The 17,233-nt window shown below is 57.8% G+C and carries 17 protein-coding genes; 9 read left to right on the top strand and 8 right to left on the bottom strand.

Features of this window, described 5'->3' with window-relative positions; translation table 11 throughout:
* Positions 1-60: 60 nt before the first annotated feature.
* The 5 genes from AC2FLJ_RS01620 to AC2FLJ_RS01640 form a co-directional block, all read right to left on the bottom strand.
* Complete coding sequence (locus AC2FLJ_RS01620; RefSeq protein WP_058271494.1) at positions 61-1,437, bottom strand: TRAP transporter large permease; 1,377 nt, start codon at positions 1,435-1,437, stop codon at positions 61-63.
* The gene (locus AC2FLJ_RS01625) at positions 1,437-2,114 is read right to left on the bottom strand and encodes a TRAP transporter small permease (protein WP_058271493.1); all 678 of its coding nucleotides are present in this window, start codon (positions 2,112-2,114) and stop codon (positions 1,437-1,439) included. Before AC2FLJ_RS01625 ends, AC2FLJ_RS01620 begins: the two co-directional genes overlap by 1 nt.
* 115 nt (positions 2,115-2,229) lie before the next feature.
* On the bottom strand, positions 2,230-3,231 hold the full coding sequence (locus AC2FLJ_RS01630; RefSeq protein WP_058271492.1) for a DctP family TRAP transporter solute-binding subunit: 1,002 nt from the start codon (positions 3,229-3,231) through the stop codon (positions 2,230-2,232).
* A 371-nt stretch (positions 3,232-3,602) separates the two neighbouring features.
* Positions 3,603-4,832: a sigma-54-dependent transcriptional regulator gene (locus AC2FLJ_RS01635; RefSeq protein ID WP_496695339.1), complete on the bottom strand. Its 1,230-nt coding sequence runs from the start codon at positions 4,830-4,832 to the stop codon at positions 3,603-3,605.
* A complete protein-coding gene (locus AC2FLJ_RS01640; protein ID WP_496704287.1) occupies positions 4,829-6,562 on the bottom strand; it encodes a sensor histidine kinase in 1,734 nt (577 codons plus the stop codon). Before AC2FLJ_RS01640 ends, AC2FLJ_RS01635 begins: the two co-directional genes overlap by 4 nt.
* Positions 6,563-6,609: 47 nt before the next feature.
* Between AC2FLJ_RS01640 and AC2FLJ_RS01645 the strand changes: the two genes are divergently transcribed.
* Positions 6,610-7,791 carry a cytochrome P450 gene (locus AC2FLJ_RS01645; RefSeq protein WP_496704486.1) on the top strand — a complete coding sequence of 394 codons (1,182 nt, stop codon included), beginning with the start codon at positions 6,610-6,612 and terminating at the stop codon, positions 7,789-7,791.
* Here the strand turns inward: AC2FLJ_RS01645 and AC2FLJ_RS01650 are convergent.
* On the bottom strand, positions 7,788-8,267 hold the full coding sequence (locus AC2FLJ_RS01650; RefSeq protein ID WP_058271489.1) for an Lrp/AsnC family transcriptional regulator: 480 nt from the start codon (positions 8,265-8,267) through the stop codon (positions 7,788-7,790). The genes AC2FLJ_RS01645 and AC2FLJ_RS01650 overlap by 4 nt on opposite strands.
* Before the next feature lie 143 nt (positions 8,268-8,410).
* On the opposite strand from AC2FLJ_RS01650, the gene cobA reads away from it, so the two are divergent.
* The 7 genes from cobA (at position 8,411) to infC (ending at position 14,041) form a co-directional block, all read left to right on the top strand.
* Positions 8,411-9,187 (top strand): uroporphyrinogen-III C-methyltransferase, encoded by a 777-nt coding sequence (gene cobA, locus AC2FLJ_RS01655; RefSeq protein WP_496704288.1) that lies wholly within the window; start codon positions 8,411-8,413, stop codon positions 9,185-9,187.
* Entirely contained in the window at positions 9,187-9,501 is a 315-nt protein-coding gene (locus tag AC2FLJ_RS01660) for a DUF2849 domain-containing protein (protein ID WP_496704289.1), read from the top strand. Before cobA ends, AC2FLJ_RS01660 begins: the two co-directional genes overlap by 1 nt.
* Positions 9,502-9,571: 70 nt before the next feature.
* Positions 9,572-11,236 carry a nitrite/sulfite reductase gene (locus AC2FLJ_RS01665; protein WP_282118554.1) on the top strand — a complete coding sequence of 555 codons (1,665 nt, stop codon included), beginning with the start codon at positions 9,572-9,574 and terminating at the stop codon, positions 11,234-11,236.
* Positions 11,226-11,987 carry a phosphoadenylyl-sulfate reductase gene (locus AC2FLJ_RS01670; RefSeq protein ID WP_282118555.1) on the top strand — a complete coding sequence of 254 codons (762 nt, stop codon included), beginning with the start codon at positions 11,226-11,228 and terminating at the stop codon, positions 11,985-11,987. Before AC2FLJ_RS01665 ends, AC2FLJ_RS01670 begins: the two co-directional genes overlap by 11 nt.
* On the top strand, positions 11,984-12,391 hold the full coding sequence (locus AC2FLJ_RS01675) for a DUF934 domain-containing protein (RefSeq protein WP_170557552.1): 408 nt from the start codon (positions 11,984-11,986) through the stop codon (positions 12,389-12,391). The genes AC2FLJ_RS01670 and AC2FLJ_RS01675 overlap by 4 nt, the downstream gene beginning before the upstream one ends.
* Before the next feature lie 107 nt (positions 12,392-12,498).
* Complete coding sequence (locus AC2FLJ_RS01680) at positions 12,499-13,332, top strand: ferredoxin--NADP reductase (protein ID WP_058271890.1); 834 nt, start codon at positions 12,499-12,501, stop codon at positions 13,330-13,332.
* Between the two features lie 127 nt (positions 13,333-13,459).
* Positions 13,460-14,041, top strand: a complete 582-nt coding sequence (gene infC / locus AC2FLJ_RS01685; protein ID WP_496695331.1) for a translation initiation factor IF-3 — start codon at positions 13,460-13,462, stop codon at positions 14,039-14,041.
* Between the two features lie 87 nt (positions 14,042-14,128).
* Here the strand turns inward: infC and AC2FLJ_RS01690 are convergent, their stop codons facing one another.
* Both AC2FLJ_RS01690 and AC2FLJ_RS01695 read right to left on the bottom strand, forming a co-directional pair.
* Positions 14,129-15,451: an aspartate aminotransferase family protein gene (locus AC2FLJ_RS01690; RefSeq protein WP_496704290.1), complete on the bottom strand. Its 1,323-nt coding sequence runs from the start codon at positions 15,449-15,451 to the stop codon at positions 14,129-14,131.
* Positions 15,448-16,218, bottom strand: a complete 771-nt coding sequence (locus AC2FLJ_RS01695; protein WP_496695327.1) for a beta-keto acid cleavage family enzyme — start codon at positions 16,216-16,218, stop codon at positions 15,448-15,450. The genes AC2FLJ_RS01690 and AC2FLJ_RS01695 overlap by 4 nt, the downstream gene beginning before the upstream one ends.
* A 101-nt stretch (positions 16,219-16,319) precedes the next feature.
* On the opposite strand from AC2FLJ_RS01695, the gene AC2FLJ_RS01700 reads away from it, so the two are divergent.
* On the top strand, positions 16,320-17,207 hold the full coding sequence (locus tag AC2FLJ_RS01700) for a MurR/RpiR family transcriptional regulator (protein ID WP_496704291.1): 888 nt from the start codon (positions 16,320-16,322) through the stop codon (positions 17,205-17,207).
* The last annotated feature ends 26 nt before the right edge of the window (positions 17,208-17,233 follow it).

The raw sequence follows: 17,233 nt of genomic DNA on the forward strand, positions 1-17,233 counted from the left end.
GCACGCAAAAAAGGCCGGGTCTGACGAAAGACCCGGCCCTCTGTTCTGTCAAAGAAACCGCTAGTTCGTAATGATCTCAGGCCCCATGAACGTGTTGGGCAGGAAGGTCGATATCCACGGTATGTACGTCACCATGATCAGGAAGACGAACAGGACAGCCAGGAACGGCAGCGCCGCCTTCACAACGCTCATCATCGGCATACCGGCCACGCCCGAGGTCACGAACAGGTTCAAACCAACCGGGGGCGTAATCATCCCAATCTCCATGTTCACCACCATGATGATGCCCAGATGGATTGGGTCGATGCCCAACTCGATGGCGATCGGGAACACCAGAGGTGCCACGATAACCAACAGTCCCGAAGGTTCCATGAACTGGCCACCGATCAGCAGGATCACGTTGACCACGATCAGGAAGGTGACTGGTCCCAATCCCGCCGATAACATTGCACTTGCGATGTGCTGAGGCACCTGTTCATCGGTCAGCACGTGCTTGAGGATCAGCGCGTTGGCGATGACGAACAGCAACGTCACCGTCAACTTACCGGCCTCAAACAGCGTGTGCTTGGTGTCGGGGTGAAAGAACGCCGTGACCAAAGCATAAGGCTTTTTCAACAGCGGAATGTTCTGCCCATCCCCATTGGTGCTAAGCGGACCCATGTCCTTGTAGACAAAGCTGGCAATAAAGAAGGCATAGACGGCAGCGACAGCAGCGGCTTCGGTCGGTGTGAAGATACCGCCATAAATACCACCCAGAATGATGACGATCAGGAACAGACCCCAACCGGCTTCGCGGGCCGAGATAAAGATCTCGCCCCAACCTTTCCATTCACCCTTGGGCAGGTTCTTGACTTTGGCCATCACATAGATCGTAACCATCAGCATCAGACCCGCCATCAGGCCCGGAATGACGCCCGCAAGGAACATCCGCCCGACCGAGACCTCAACGGCGGCGGCATAGACCACCATTACAATGGATGGCGGGATCAGAATGCCCAGCGTACCCGCGTTACAGATCACACCCGCAGCGAATTCCTTAGAATAGCCAACCTGCCGCATACCGGCGATGACGATAGAACCGATGGCTACAACAGTTGCCGGAGACGACCCCGACAGCGCGGCAAACAGCATACAGGCAAAGACACCCGCAATCGCCAGACCGCCAGGCAAGTGTCCGACACAGGCGATGGAAAAACGGATGATCCGACGCGCCACTCCACCGGTCGTCATAAAGGACGAAGCAAGAATGAAGAACGGGATCGCCAACAGGGTAAAGTGGCCTTCAAAGGCTTCGAACAGGGTTCCCGCGACCGAAGCCAACGAACTGTCGGAATAAATCAGCAGAAACAGGGTCGAGCTGAGACCCAAGGCCACCGCAATCGGCACACCGATCAGCAACAGGCCGATGACCATAGAGAATAGAAGTACGACGTCCATTAGTCATGCTCTCCTTGCTGAGCCCGGACTTCTTCGATCTCGTCCTCGACTTCGTGACTGGCAACAAGACGGTCGGTCTCACCACGCCAGATTTGTACTGCGACCTGAGCGAAGCGGATCACTAGAAGCAGCATCGACACCGGCAACACCAGATACGGCACCACCTTGGGCAATTTTTCATACCCCTCGCCGTAGTTGATCAGATCCTCGAGGAAGCGCAGTGGCGCGACCATCGGTATATCGTCCACTTCATAGAAACTCTGGCTGCGTGCGTCGAAATTGAACCCGGTCGGGAACCAGCGGCCCGATGTTGGCGGCAGGTCCGCAAACACGGCCCAGTAGTCATACGACCCTTTCAGAAGCAGAAGCGAGAACACTAGACAGCACGCCACTGATATCAGCGCCAGAATGCGGCGTGGCGCCGGGGCCAGCATGTTCAGGATTGCATCAACACCCAGATGCGCGTGTTTCTTGACCGCATAAGAGGCCCCCAGCAACACCAGCCAGCCAAAGGTGAAAACCGTCAGCTCAAGCGCCCATAGGATATTGGAGTTAAACACAAAACGCGCGATCACGTTGGCGAAGGTTACGACCGTCATCACGCCCAACAGAGCGGCAATCATGGTCTCTTCGATATGGTCGACCAGCCCGCCTTGGCCGGGTTTCGAACCAGACATTTTTCTGTCCCCACATTATTGGTGATGAGAGTTAGGTGTGGCGGGCCAAATTACGGCCCGCCCAGCCTGCGTGTCCGCCACTCCCCAGTCTTTGGACACGCGGCCTCAACCGGGATCAGAACCCGGCGTTGATGGCCTGAGCGGCGTCGATCTTATCCTGACCTACGTCGTCGGAAAACTGGTCCCAAACGGGCTTCATCGCATCGACCCAGGCCTGGCGCTGTTCGGGGTTCAGTTCGCGGATGATGCCGCCGGCATCAGTGATCGAGGCCTTGGCTGCTTCGTTCACCGAGAAGGCTTCCTTGTTCCGTGTCTCAGTCACTTCGCTTAGAATGGTCAGGAACTGATCGCGCACCTCGGGATCAAGGCTGTCCAACCAATCAACCGATGTCACGACCAGATAGTCGATGATGCCATGGTTGGTCTCGGTGATGCCGTCCTGCACTTCGAAGAACTTCTTGCCATAGATGTTCGACCAGGTGTTTTCTTGGCCATCCACAACGCCTTGTTGCAGCGCGCCGTAAACTTCCGAGAACGCCATCTTCTGCGGGCTGCCGCCAATGGCTTCCATTTGGGCAACCAGAACGTCCGAGGATTGAACACGGAATTTCAGGCCCTCGGCATCCGACGGAGCCTCAAGCGGTTTATTAGCCGACATCTGCTTCATGCCATTGTGCCAGAACGCCAGCCCTTGCAGGCCGCGGCGCTGCATGCTGTCTTTCATCGCCTGACCATCAGCCGAAGCTTGGAATGCATCAACTGCGTCGATGTTCTTGAACATGAACGGCAGGTCGAACAGACGGAACTGTTTGGTAAACTTCTCGAACTTCGACAACGACGGCGCGGCCAGCTGGACGTCGCCTTGAAGCATTGCTTCAAGCACCTTGTCATCATTATAGAGCGTCGAGTTCGGATAGACCTCAACGCACATCACGCCATTCATCTCGTCATTGACGCGCTGCTCCAGCAGCGATGCCGCGATGCCCTTGGGGTGTTTGTCCGTGTTCGTCACATGCGCGAACTTGACGACAATCTCGCCGTCATCACACGCGGCCATACCGGCGGTTGCTGTAACACTCAACGCCAGCGCGGTCGCGGCAGTTGTCAGGAATTTCATCTGTCTTTTCCTCCCAGACTTCCATGAAACCTTTAGTCAACGCCAGATCGGCGTCTCATGTGGCGCAGTGAAGCGAATCAAGGGGCGCCGCTCAACTTTTTGTTCGAAATTCGGAAGGTTCAAATATTTTTGTTTCACTTCATAGTTTTAGAAGGCACTTCCCCGCCATTAAAAGGCAGTGACACTACCCGCTGTGCGAAAATCCGCACATTTATTCCCCCGGCTGTGCGGATTTCCGCACGCACTTCGAATCAGATCGAACGACTCACCTCCTGATTCTCTGGTGACTACCCGCAGCCTGCGAATGCAGGCTGCCCGGCCCAACGGCTTTAAATGCATGATAATGCGGCCAAAGGCGGCGGGTGCCCCCGTTAGCGCCGATAGTCTTCTGGGCGAATCTGATAGCGCGCCAGTTTGTCGTAAAAAGTCTTGCGCGGCAGTTTCAACGCACTTGCCGCATCCGAGGCTTTGCCATTGTGCCGACCCAGTGCCGCAATCAACAACGACCGCTCTACGCGTGCCATTTGCTCGTTCAGGCCCAGATCAGCGGCACGTGCAACCTCTTCCGGCATCCCCAACACGAACCGCATCGCCGCCGACATCAGTGATCTGGCGTTACCCGGCCAGTCGCTGGCCATCAATGACGCAAGTTGCTCCGAGGTGATCTCGGGCTCGGCAATGCCCGCCTGTTCTGACGCTTGCGCGACGTAATGGCGAAAGATCACTGGTATATCTTCCGGCCGTTCCGCCAGCGACGGGATGCGTACACGCATGACATCCAGGCGATAAAACAGGTCGGCATTGAATTGGCCCTGCTCTGACAGCGCCGCCAGATCTGCGGTCGTTCCCGCGACGATCCGTGAACCGGTGCCCTGCTCTATCATTTCAAGCGCGGCGTATTGCGTGGCGTCTGGCATGGCCGAAACCTCATCCAGGAACAACGACCCACCGGCCGCATCTTCGCACACGCGCACCAACCCCTCGGGCGTCAGCCCTGAGGCCGGGCGTTTGACGAACGGCCCCTGCCCGACCGGCGACATCAGATGAACGACTTCGGCCACTTTCGATATCCCGCTGCCCGGTGGCCCGGTTACCAGAACTTCTGCCCCGGTGGGGGCGACGGATCGGACCCGTTCACGCAGGGCCTCGGCCTGTGCGGACAGGCCGAACAAAAGCCGCGCTGCGGGGTCGCCGCGCTCAAGCTCTGATTTGAGGGCACGCTGTTCGATCACCTGCGCGCGCGCGTCAAAGGCTCGTTCCAACACGGGCAGCAGGTCCGCCGCCGCACATGGCTTTTCCAGAAAATCAAAAGCTCCCTGTCCCATGGCCTGCACCGCCATCGGGATGTCGCCCTCACCGGTCAACAGAACAACGGGCAAATCTGGATCTACCTCACGCGCGTAGTTCAGCAGATGAAAACCATCCCGGCCCGGCATACGGATGTCCGAAACGATCACACCCAGAAAGTCGGCGCGAATATGGTCTTTAGCTGCCACAAAGGATCCCGCCGTAACCGGATCATAATCTGCCAGCTCAAGCGTTTGAGCCAAAGCTTCGCGGACGGCAGCGTCGTCATCAACCAGTAGAATTTTCCGCGTCATGCGACCTCGTGCTCCGTGAAAGGCTCAAGCTCGACCGTAAACAATGCCCCGGTGTCCAGATTTGCGCCCCGGATATTACCTCCAAAGCTTTGCACCAGACCATACGAAATCGAAAGCCCAAGCCCCATCCCCTCAGAGGATCCGACAGCCTTGGTCGTATAGAACGGTTCGAACAGTTTTTCCGAGTTTTCGATGCCCGGGCCGATATCGCGGACAGTCACGGCCAGCTTGTCGCCGCGGTCGATCGCAATGCGGATGAGGCGGTCGTTTTGCCCACTCATCGCGTCGGCGGCATTGTTAATCAGGTTGACGAACACCTGAACCAACCGCACCTCGCCGCCCCATGCGTAAACCGGGTTATTGGGCGGGGCCCAATCCATACGGACATCCTCGGTCCGCAACCGCGCCTCGGTCAACTCGACCGCCGTATCGATCACCTGAACCAGGTTAACCTTGCCCATCGGTTCACTTTCATTGCGCGAAAAGGCACGCAGGTTCTTGATGATACGCGCCATGCGCGCCGCCATAGCAGAGATACGCGTCAGGTTCTCCGACGCTTTCTCATCCCGGCCCCGGGATAGAAAAGCCGCGCCATTATCTGCGAATTGCTGAATTGCCATCAGCGGTTGGTTCAGTTCGTGACTGATACCCGCCGACATCTGACCCAACGCGCTGAGTTTACCGGCCTGGATCAGCTCTTCCTGAGCGTGTTTCAGCGCCGCTTCTGCGTCTTCACGTTCACGCACTTCGTGGCGCAGTGCCGTGTTTGCAGCTGTCAACGCATGCGTCCGTTGCGCGACCCGGCTTTCCAGAATCGTGTTGGCCTCGGCCAATGTGCGCCTGCGTTCGGTCGCCAGATACAACAGCGCGCCGAAGGCCAGACAGATTGCAGCAACGGTCGCCGCCTGCAACCCCGCCAAACGCTGCGCGGGGGCCACATCGACCAGAACCTCAGCCGTCATGTCGATCACCGGCAAGTCCAGCATCAGGTGTAAAGCGCGGCTAGGCAGATACCGCCCCCAATTCAGTTCCCAGACCTCGTGCGGACCGACCAGAACCGAGGCAAAATCGACCACCCCGCCGTCTGGGGGTGTAAGGCCCAACTGTCCTTCGTCCCGGTGCCAAAACAACAAATCCGATCGGTTTGAGATAAACACGACGCCGTCCCCGTCGGTGAAGAACACCGCCTCGGTACTGCCGCGCCAGGTCTGTTCCACATCTTGCACATCGGCCACAACGATCAATACACCTTCAACCTGACCAGCATCGCCAAAGGCTGGGGCGGCGTAGGAATAGGTGCGATCTCCGCTGCTTTCCACTACCCCATGCGCGCTGCCCATTGCGCCCTGCAATGCGCGCCGAAACGCGGGATGGTCCGCCATGTTTGGCCACACAACCGGCTGCGCCGAGGCCAGCACCTGACCGCTTCGATCAAGATACATCATGTTGACGGCCGAGGTTTTGTCGGCGACGTCCAGCAATATCGCGCGCGCCGCCCGTTGTTGCACTGGTGTCTCTAGGGCGCGCAGGACCGGATGCGTGGCCATCAGCACGGCCAGTTCCTGATAGACCTGCATCTGAGTGCTGAGCCGGTCAGCAGCCAGTTCAAGGTCAGCCTCGGCCTTTTCGCTGAGCTGCGACAGCGCTTGACGGTAGCCATAGGACCAGACACCAGCGGCCAACAGGCCGACAGCAAACAAAAATCCCAGAATTACCCAAACGCGTTGCATGATATAGGGTCTTGCATTCGGCGCGCCGCATGGCAAGTCTGCGCCGCATGAAGACGGTATTTCAATCTCCGGTCGATCCGGAATTCGTGCAAAACCCCTACCCGCTCTATGATAAGGCCCGCGCGAGCGGTGATCTGGTCTATTGGGAGGACTATGGGAAAGTTGCGGCTGTATCACACCGGGCGGTCTCGGCCCTTCTGAAAGACCGCCGCTTTGGTCGGGAAGTGCCCGAAGAAATGCGAACCCCAGGTCCGGCGCATCTTGCCCCTTGGCTGGCGGTCGAGGCGCATTCGTTGCTGGAAGCCGAACCGCCAAGACACACACGCTTGCGCGCGTTGGTGATGCGGGCATTCACGTCGCGTGCCATATCGGCGCTGGAACCTTCGATTCACGACCTAACCCATTCTTTGATTGACGCATTTCCCGACCAGCCGTTCGATTTGCTCTCTACCTTTTGCACCCAAGTTCCGGTCATCACAATCTGCCGCCTTCTGGGCGTGCCCGAGGATATGTCACCCAGCCTACTCCGCTGGTCACATGATATGGTGGCAATGTATCAAGCCAGCCGTACGCCCGAGACTGAGACCGCTGCCGCAGCCTCATCCCAAGCATTCACCGACTTTCTGATTGACTACATCGAGCAGCGCCGCAGCGATCCGCAGGACGATCTGATCACACGGTTGATCGTGGCCGAGGAAGATGGCGAAAAGCTCTCACGCGAAGAACTGGTCGCCACCTGCATCCTGCTTTTGAATGCCGGGCATGAAGCAACCGTGCATTCACTTGGAAACGGCGTGAAGACCGTTTTGCAAAATGGCATCGGACCGCAATACTTTGCGCCGGACAGCATCGACCGCACGGTAGAAGAGATATTACGCTATGACCCGCCGCTGCACATGTTCACCCGCTATGCTTATGAAAACATCGACGCATTTGGGCACAGTTTCAAACGTGGTGATGAGGTCGCATTACTGCTAGGCGCTGCGAACCGGGATCCAGCAATCTGGAGCGACCCGGGCAGGTTTGATCCCACCCGCGCCATCGTCACGAACACCAGTTTCGGTGGCGGCCTGCACTTTTGCGTTGGTGCCCCGCTGGCACGGATGGAAATGCGCATCGCACTGTCCACGCTTTTTGACAGATATCCGAACCTGCGCCTGAGCGCAGAGCCCGAGTATTCGAACACTTACCATTTCCACGGGCTGACCAAATTGATGGTGCAGATCTAGCTTTCGATCAGCGCTTTCAGAGGCAGCATGGTGGTGGACTTGATCTCTTCCATCGACAGCAAGGCGGTCACGTTGTGAACGCGCACTTCTGAAATCAGCGCCTGATAGAATTCGTCATAGGCACGGGCGTTCTTGACCCGCACTTTCAGGATATAGTCGATGTCTCCGGCCAGCCGATGCGCCTCTTGCACTTCGGGCCTGTCCCGCAGGGCTTTCAGGAATTTATGCTGCCAGTCAGCCTCATGTTCCGACGTTCGGATCAGAACAAAAAACGTGGCTTCAAATCCCAGCGCTTCGGCGTCCAGCAAAACGGTCTGCTGCCCGATCACACCGGCCCCTTTCAGCTTGCGTATCCGATTCCAGACCGGGGTCTTGGAACTGCCGACACGAGCGGCTATTTCGTCCAGCGATTGACTGGCGTCCCGCTGCAGCTCGACCAAAATTTTCCGATCCGTATCATCAATCCGCACCGACATTCCAAATTTCCCTTCGTTTCGAAACCAATGTCCCGTTTTGCCGTGGGCGTGGAACATTTGTCCTTATTTGTTCGCCTATATGGCGTATTGGTGGGAATATTTCCTATATTGCAACACAAGTCAAACCACACTCGGGACACGAAATGCAGCTTACGCAATCATATGATGGCACAGGACATGTCGACTTTGTCGGCGCGGGTCCGGGCGATCCTGAATTGCTGACGCTCAAGGCGCTGAAAGCCTTCGAGCGCGCGGATGTTGTTCTGCATGACCGCCTCATCAGTGATGCGGTCCTGGCATTGGCCGCAAAGACCGCTGTTCTGGTCGATGTTGGCAAGGCCGGTTTCGGCCCGTCTTGGAAACAGGAAGACATTGACGCCCTGCTGGTCGAGCACGCCCTGAAAGGTCAGCGCGTCGTGCGCCTGAAATCCGGCGATCCAACCGTATTTGGCCGTCTTGATGAAGAGATTGAAGCGGTTGAGGCTGCTGGTATCTCGTGGCGGATCGTACCGGGCATCACAGCTGCATCGGCGGCGGTTGCCGGAATTGGTCAAAGCCTGACACGGCGTGGGCGCAATTCTTCGGTCCGTTTTCTGACCGGCCACGACATGAAGGGCTTTGCCGATCACGACTGGACCGCTCTGGCACGCGCTGGCTCGGTTGCAGCGATCTACATGGGCAAAAAGTCCGCTCGTTTCATTCAGGGCCGCCTGATCATGCACGGTGCGGATCGCCAAACACCGGTGACGCTGATCGAAAACGCCACGCGCCCCGATCAGCGCATTCTGGAAACAACGCTGGACCAGTTGCCCACCGATTTGAACGCCGCCGATATGGACGGCCCCACCCTGACCTTTTATGGCCTCGCCCCGCGCCAAGCGACCGCGGCCCTGACCGAATTTAAGAAGGAGCACGCCTGATGGCCCGCGCTTTTACCCCCAAAGTGGTGACCGCCAACGACCTGTTGGAAGGTGACGTCATCTATCTGACCGAAGACGATCGGTGGTCGCGCGAGCTGACCGAGGCGGAGTTGATCACCGACGAAGCCCACGCGCAGGTGCGTCTTCTGGATGCCTCGCGCCAGGCCAACAAAATCGTCGGGGCATATCTGGCCGACGCCATTGCCGGCGAAGATGGCCCCGAGCCCACCCATTTCCGGGAAGACTTCCGCCGCACTGGTCCGTCCAACTATGCCCACGGCAAACAGGAATCCTCCCCGCAGCCCCGGGCCTGACCTCTGGCCCGTCTCTCTCTCCTCTTCTCAAGGCCCCAAGGTTCGGGGCTGCAACTAAGGACAGCTAATCATGTATCGCTACTCCGAGTTCGACACAGCATTTTTGGCAGAACGTAACGCGCAGTTCCGCGCGCAGGTTGAGCGCCGCATTGACGGCTCGCTGACCGAGGATGAATTCAAACCCCTGCGCCTGATGAACGGCCTGTATCTGCAGCTGCACGCCTATATGCTGCGGGTTGCCATTCCATATGGAACGCTCTCTAGCGCTCAGATGCGTCAGCTAGCCCTGCTGGCCGAGAAGTGGGACAAAGGTTATGGCCACTTCACGACCCGTCAGAACATTCAGTATAACTGGCCGAAACTGAACGACGTGCCCGATATGCTGGACGCGCTGGCTGAGGTTGGCATGCACGCTATCCAGACCTCGGGCAACACCATCCGCAACGTGACCGCCGACCATTTCGCTGGTGCCGCCGCGGATGAGGTCGCAGACCCGCGCCCCTATGCCGAACTGTTGCGCCAGTGGTCGACCGACCACCCAGAATTCCAGTTCATGCCGCGTAAGTTTAAGATCGCCATCACCGGATCGGAAAACGACCGCGCCGTGATCAAGGCGCATGACATCGGCCTGCAACTGGTTGAGCGTGACGGCGTTCTGGGTGCCCGCGTTATCGTGGGTGGTGGCCTGGGCCGTACGCCGATGATCGGTAAAGAACTGTCCGAATTCGTCGCTTTTGACGACCTGCTGGCCTATCTTGAAGCCACCGTTTCGGTCTGGAACCAAATCGGGCGCCGTGACAACAAGTACAAAGCCCGCATCAAGATCACCGTGCATGAGCATGGCATCGACGCAATCCGCGCCAAGGTCAACGAGCGTTTCCTGCAGGTCCGCCCGCAGTTCAAAGGCGCGGACATGAACCTGCTGGAAGAGATCAAGGGCCACTTTGCCCCGCCAACCTTCCGAGAAGCCTCGGTCGCGTCGTTCGAAAGCGCCTACACCAACGATCCGGTCTTCCGGTCGTGGGTCGACACCAACATCGCGCCGCACAAGAACGCGGACCATGCAATCGTCACGATCTCGATCAAAAAGCACGGCCAGACACCGGGTGATGCGACTGCTGAGCAGATGCGCGTGATGGCCGATCTGGCCGAAGAGTTCGCTTATGACGAGCTGCGTATCAGCCACGAGCAGAACGTGATCCTGCCGCATGTCCACAAGTCGGACCTGCCCGCGATCCACGCTCGTCTGAAAGAGCATGAGTTGGCCACCGCCAATATCGGCCTGATCAGCGACATCATCGCCTGCCCCGGCATGGATTACTGCGCGCTGGCGACAGCCCGTTCGATCCCGGTAGCACAGGAAATCGCGACCCGTTTCGATGATCTGAAGCTTGAGCATGATATCGGTCACCTGAAGATCAAGATCTCGGGCTGCATCAACGCATGTGGTCACCACCACGTGGGACACATCGGCATCCTGGGTCTGGATCGCGCAGGCGTCGAGAACTACCAGATCACTCTGGGTGGTGACGCGACCGAAACAGCCGCCGTTGGCGACCGCACCGGACCGGGCTTTGCCTATGATGAGATCGTGCCAGCCGTTGAGCGCATCGTAGACACTTATCTGGAACAGCGTGACAGCGCCGAAGAAACGTTCCTGGAAACCTATCGCCGCGTCGGCATGGCACCGTTTAAAGCGGCGCTTTACCCCGAGGCGCAGGCCAATGCCGCTTGACCTGATCCAGACGGAACTGGGGGCCGACCGCGCTGAGCTGACCGAAAAGGTCGAAGAGCTGAACACCCAGTTCCGCCACCACAGTGCCCATGACGTCATGCATGGCGCGTTGGAGGCAATCGAAGAGCTTGCTTTGGTCTCCAGCTTTGGGGCGGAATCGGTGGTGTTGTTGCACATGGCAGCCGTGGTCGACAAAGCCACGCCGGTCCTGTTTGTGGACACGCAGATGCTGTTCACCGAAACGCTGGAATATCAGCAGGACGTTTCAGATCGGCTTGGCCTGAAGAACGTTCACATCATCCGCGCAGATGATGAGGATGTTCAGCGCGAAGACCCATACGGTGCCTTGCGCCTGAGCGACACGGATGCCTGCTGCAACCTGCGCAAAACCTTCCCGCTGCAGCGTGCTTTGGCGGGCTATGACGGCTGGATCTCGGGTCGGAAGCGGTTTCAGTCTGGCACACGCGCCGCGCTTGACTTCTTTGAGGTCGAAGACGGCACCGGTCGGATCAAGGTAAACCCGCTGGCCCATTGGGCGCCCGAAGACGTGCGCGCCTATATGGATGAAAACAACCTGCCCCGGCATCCGCTGGTGGCCAAAGGTTACCCCTCGATCGGTTGTGCGCCCTGCACCTCGCCGGTCAAAGAAGGCGAAGACCCCCGTGCCGGACGCTGGCGCGATCAGAACAAAGAAGAATGCGGCATCCATTTTGTCGACGGCAAGATGGTGCGCGCTGGAGAGAAAACATGAACGTAATCGTAACGGATGAGGGGTTCGCCCCCGACGACTGGACAGATGGCTTTGTCACGCTTGAGGACGCAGCCAATGATGTGGTTGCGCTCGACGTGGCGTCGGATACTGACCCCGATGAGCTTGTCGACCGCCTGGGCAGCGCCCGGATGGTCCGTGTGGACTTCCCGTCTTCGGCGGATGGTCGCGGCTTTACCATCGCCCGCGTGTTGCGCCTAAAAGGCTACACCGGTCGTTTGCGGGCCAGAGGCCATGTTCTGGCTGACCAATATGCCATGGCGCGCCGCAGCGGATTCGATGAGGTCGAAATCGACGACGCGCTTGCCAACCGCCAGCCCGAAGATCAGTGGCTGGCCCGCGCCGATTGGAAAGACCACAACTATCAGGCCCGCCTGCGCGGCTAAGATAGCCAATCGCCAGCTTGTGACTTCAAAGGGGCATTTAGCCCCTTTTCCTGACTTGGATCAAAGATTAAACGGAGATGTCGGTTTACCCAGCCGATAGTGAAACGATGACAGAGATGAAACCCGTGACCGAAGTAACCGCCGTCAAGGCCCCCGTCCTTCCGGACGCACAGACCGTAACAGACGTCAAACATTGGACCGACAGCCTGTTTTCCTTCAAGGTGTCGCGTCCCGCCTCGCTGCGGTTCCGTTCGGGCGAGTTCGTGATGATCGGCCTGCTGGGCGACAACGGCAAGCCGTTGCTGCGCGCGTATTCCATCGCCTCGCCTTCGTGGGACGAAGAGTTGGAGTTCTACTCGATCAAGGTGCAGGACGGTCCGCTGACCTCGAAGCTGCAGCACATCAAACCGGGCGATCAGATCATCCTGCGCCCCAAGCCTGTTGGTACGCTGGTGCATGACGCGCTGCTGCCAGGTAAGCGCCTGTGGTTCTTTGCCACTGGAACAGGTTTTGCGCCCTTCGCGTCCTTGCTGCGCGAACCGCAGACCTATGAGGATTACGACGAGGTCATCATCACCCATACCTGCCGCGAAGTGGGTGAATTGGAATATGGCCGTCAGCTGATCGAAAGCATCCGCCAGGATGAGATGCTGGCCGAGCTGATGGGCGAAGGCTTTGCCGACAAAATCCGCTATTATCCAACCACCACACGGGAAGAGAGCCCCAAGATGGGCCGCATCACCGAATTGCTGAAAGACGGCACGGTTTTTGCTGATCTGGGCATCGAAGGCGGTATCAAACCGGAAACCGACCGTGCGATGGTCTGCGGGTCTTTGGCCTTCAACCTGGACATCAAAAAGATTCTGGAAGAGTTCGACCTGCGCGAAGGTGCCAATTCCGAACCCAAAGAATTTGTCATCGAAAAAGCCTTTGTTGGTTAACCCGATGCACCGGATCCGGGGCATTTGGCCCCGGACTGGCGAAAAACCTCTGACAAACCCCGATTTTTCGGGCTGGCCTGCACTTATGCCGCTTGAATCGGCGTGCAGGCCAGTCTAAATTCCGGCCTTGAATTTCTGCAATCATCAAAGGAATGAACCCATAGCCCGCAGACCTCACAACGCGCCGCCGCAAAGAGACACCGGCCCCCGCGTCAATGATAAGATCCGTGCCCCCGAAATCCGTCTGATTGGCGCTGAAGGTGAAAATGTCGGGGTGGTTCATCCCGCCAAAGCCATGCAGATGGCAGTTGATGCCGGTCTTGATCTGGTCGAAATTTCGCCCAACGCAAACCCGCCGGTCTGCAAAATCATGGACTTCGGTAAGTTCAAATACGAGACGCAGAAACGCGAAGCCGAAGCCCGCAAAAAACAGAAGATCATTGAGATCAAAGAGGTCAAATTCCGACCCAACACTGACACTCATGATTACGACGTGAAAATGCGGAATGTGTTCAAGTTTCTTGAAAATGGGGACAAGGTCAAAGTGACCCTGCGTTTCCGCGGCCGTGAAATGGCGCACCAAAATCTGGGTCGTGAACTGTTGGAACGTGTTGCGGCCGACACCAAAGAGGTCGGCAAGGTTGAAAACATGCCAAAGATGGAAGGCCGTCAGATGATCATGCTGATCGGTCCGCTGCCACAGAAATAAATCCCTGTGCATATCGAATTTGAAACCCTGTCAGATCAGCTCTGACAGGGTTTTTTGTTGGTTCTATCGTACAGGCCAAGCGGCGCTTCAGCCGGGGATCGCGGTCGAGATCGCCCGACTAAGTTTGCCCACAAGCTCGTCTATCTGCGCGTCTTCAATGATGAACGGCGGGGCCAGCAGGATATGATCCCCAACCCGACCATCCCGCGTACCGGACATGGGATAGCAGATCAGCCCCTCGGCCAAGGCGGCTTTCTTGATTTTACCCGCAACGCCGTGAGCCGGATCAAACGGCGTTTTTGTTTCGCGGTCAGCCACCAACTCCAGCCCGCGGAAAAGGCCCCTGCCGCGGATATCGCCGACATTTGGATGCTGACCGAATTCGGCCTGCAATGCCTCTTGCAGCTTATCGCCCATCACGCTGGCGCGCGCGGGCAACGCGCGCGCGGTCAGTTCGGTGACAACAGCCAGGGCCGCTGCTGTCGCAACCGGGTGACCAATATAGGTGTGACCATGCTGAAAGAACCCGGACCCGTCGCGGATTGCATCATAGATCTTCCCGGTGCACATCATCGCACCAATCGGTTGGTATCCAGCACCCAACCCTTTGGCGATGCACAGAATGTCCGGCGAAATCCCATCATGATCGCAGGCAAACAAATGCCCGGTCCGCCCCATGCCACACATGACTTCATCAAGAATCAACAAAACGCCATATTGGTCACAGATCTGGCGAATACGCTGGAAATACCCCTCAACGGCAGGAACCGCGCCCAGCGTTGCGCCCACAACGGGTTCCGCCATGAAAGCCATAACCGTTTCAGGACCCAAGCGAAGGATCTCGGCCTCCAACTCATTCGCGACGCGCTGGCCGTAGTCAAAACTGCTCTCGGCATCCGGCTTTTCAGCGTATTCGAAACAGGGCGCGATATGTGTCATCTCGATCAGCATCGGAGCAAACTGCGCGCGCCGCCATTCGTTACCTCCAGCCGACAACGCGCCCAAAGTGTTCCCGTGATAGCTCTGCCGCCGCGCGATCACCCGGCGACGCTCGGGCTGGCCAATTTCAAGAAAGTACTGCCGCGCGAGTTTCATCGCCGCCTCGGTCGCCTCGGATCCGCCTGAGACGAAATACACACGGTCCAGACCATCAGGAGCATGTTCCACCAACAGATCGGCCAGTGCTTCGGCAGGTTCGGATGTCATGAAACCGGTATGTGCAAAAGCGATCTGTTCGACCTGCCGCTGCACGGCTTCGACAACCGCCGGGTTCGAATGCCCGAGGCACGACACCGCAGCGTCACCACAATCCAGATAGCGCTGCCCCTGATCGTCGATCAGGTAACACCCGTCGCCACCAACGGCGACCGGCAGGTTCGATTTGGTATGACGAGGAAAAACGTGGCTCATTGCTGAGGTCCTTTCAAAACCGCGACCAGCGCCGAAACCGACGCTGCGTTGTTCGCCCAGGCACTTCCGTCCTGGTCGGTCAAACTGTTTTCAAATCCAACCCGCACATCCCCGCCACGGTCCGCAGCCGTTTTTAGGCAAGCATGTTCCTGCTTTCCGAATGCACAGACCATCCAACCGGAGTGGGTTTGCCGAAAGTGATCAAGGTCTTCCGGTGCAGATTCCTGCCCCGTGGTGTAACGCCCCAGAACCAACAGCCGATCAGTTTGCCCGTCGCGGACGATCCCGCGGGCCTGCCAGTCTGCCAGAAACGCAGCATCTGCATCGTCATAGAGAATATGCTGAACGCGCGTTCCCTGCTCGGCACACAGACCGTAAACATTATCCGCGAGGTCCGGCGCGCGCGCGATTTCCCGGACCGAGATCGAAGCCCATTTTGGCTTTACGTGCTGCAAACAGTGCAATTGGGCCGGGACATCAAAGATACCCGCCGCCTCGGTAGTAATCTGAATGTCCATTTCAGGCACGGCACGACGCAACTCGGACATCGTCTCAAGATAACGCCCGGCATCCAGAGAATGCTGCCCCTGTTCATCGCGCACATGCAGGTGAATCCCATCTGCACCGGCCCGAAAACAGCTTTGTGCAGTCGATACGATCTCCTGCACCGACACCGGAAGCTGAACGTGATCCGCATGCCCCCTCCGGGCACCGTTCGGCGCCACCAGAACATAGGGCGAATGCGATTGCGGCAGTGTTTTGGACATAAGAGCACCCTTTTCAACTTTTAACCCAGTTAAGGACCTTAGGCGCGTTTTCAATTTACATCTTTCATAACATTTGTTTTCTTTCGCGGATGACCAAGTCTTTGAGCCAGCTTACCGAAGCTCTGCGACAGCAGATTGACCAGTTGCCTCCCGGATTGCAGATGGCGGCAAAATACATCCTCGACCATCCCGGAGATTTCGGGCTGGACTCAATTCGAGAAACCGCAGCAAAAATCGGCGTGAGCTCGAACGTTCTAGTCCGGCTGGCGGATCGGATGGAATATGACCGCTTCGACGGCCTGCGCGCTCCGTTCCGCGATGCGTTGGTCACAGATGGTGAGGATCATCTGAGCCAAAGTTGGCTTGCCGACATGCAAGACGGTGATTCATTCAGCGCTGCCCAGGCAAAATTTGCCCAGAATGCACAGAACGTCGTCATGCGATCCCTGCGGTTAATGAACCCTGAACGCGTCAAGCGCGCCGTTGAAATTATGACGTCTTCTGACAGGTGCTTTGTCACCGCCACCCGTGCCAGCTATGCCCTGTCATACTATTTTTCTTATGCCGGACGCATGGCACACCCCGGTCTGCAACTTGTTCCGCGCCACATGGGGTCCGCGGCAGATGATCTGTTGGACGCAAGCCCCAACGATTGCCTGATTGCAATCACCGTCCATCCCTATTCCGCCGACACCATCCAATCAATGCGATTGGCGCGACGCATGAATGTGCCGCTCATCCTGATTGCCGACAGCGAAGTGATCGCACCCGGGATCGAGCCTGACGTGGTTTTCCCCATCAGCACGCGATCTCTGCACCACTTCTCAAACTATGCCGGGGCCATGGTGGTTCTGGAATGCCTACTGGGTCACCTGTTTCAATCGGGCGGAGACGTCGCGCGCGATCGCGTGGACAATTACCAAAAGTCCCGAGAAGACACAGGCGCATACTGGCAACCATCCCAGCCGCCCAGAATAAGGCGGACATAGAAAAAGCCCCGGCCATAAGGTCCGGG

This window comes from Ruegeria sp. CDSA034 (assembly GCF_059612275.1).